The 1,026-nt window shown below is 59.7% G+C and carries 1 protein-coding gene and 1 pseudogene; both read right to left on the bottom strand.

What is annotated here, in order from left to right; translation table 11 throughout:
* Positions 1-831, bottom strand: an 831-nt coding sequence (locus A2I95_RS42130) for an aldehyde dehydrogenase family protein (RefSeq protein WP_291738181.1), incomplete at its 3' end; no start/stop codon positions are given.
* A 3-nt stretch (positions 832-834) separates the two neighbouring features.
* Positions 835-1,026: pseudogene (locus A2I95_RS42135) on the bottom strand (phosphonoacetate hydrolase); the annotation flags it as partial.

A 1,026-nucleotide genomic window follows, 5' to 3' on the forward strand; every position in this document is an offset into this window, starting at 1 on the left:
GGCGGCCTTTTCCAGATCGGTATCGGACAGGTCATTGCAAACGATCAGCGGATCGTTACCGCCCAGCTCCAGCGCCTGGCGCTTGTAGACGCCTTTTTCGGCGATCATCTTGCCCACTGGCACGCCGCCGGTGAAGGTGATGATGTCGATGTTTTCATTGGTGATCATCTCGTCGCCGATGTCCTGCGGCCAGCCGGTGACCACCTGGAACATCTCCGGCGGCAAGCCCGCGTCGTACAGGATGTCAGCCAGCGCAAGGCAGGTCAGCGGTGTCAGCTCGGTCGGTTTGCAGACCATGCAGTTGTTGGTGGCAATCGACGGTGCGATCTTGTGGCTCACCATGTTCAGGGGGTGGTTGAACGGGGTGATCGCCGAAATCGCCTTGACCGGCTCGCGTTTGGTGAAGATCTTGCGCGCCTTGCCGTTATGGGTGAGGTCGCAGGAAAAGATCTCGCCATCATCCTTCAGCGCCTCAGCCGCGGCGAACTGGTAAACATCCTGGGCGCGCTTGGTTTCATAGATGGCGTGCTGGTGGCAGATGCCCAGTTCCAGCGTCAGCCATTTGGCCAGATCTTCCCGGCGCTCGCCGATCAGCTCACCAGCGCGCTGCAGGATCCGGCTGCGCTCGTAGCGGGTCAGCTTGGGCGTGTAGTTCGCCGCGATTTCAAATGCCATACGGGCATGTTCGGCTTTGCCAGCAGGAACATATCCCACCACTTCGTTGGTGTAGGGGTAATGCACCGGGACGGTTTCGTCGGTAAACACGATCTCGCCGCCGATGCGCATGCCTTCGTTGCGGATGTCGATGTTAGTCATGGTCTGGTCTTTCATGGCTCACAGCGCCGCTGCGGTGGTGGCGTAAAAGAAAGCGTCAAAGTTGCGCAGGTCTTCGGGCTGATCCGGCAGGTCGATGACACGGTTGACGATAAACGGAACTTCCTGTTCAGTCAGCCCGCCGTGACTGCGCAGCGGTTCTTTCAGCGCTGCCAGGTCGTGGCGGTGGGCAGAGGTGCCGATAGTGACGTT

It is taken from the genome of Leisingera sp. F5 (assembly GCF_001593695.1).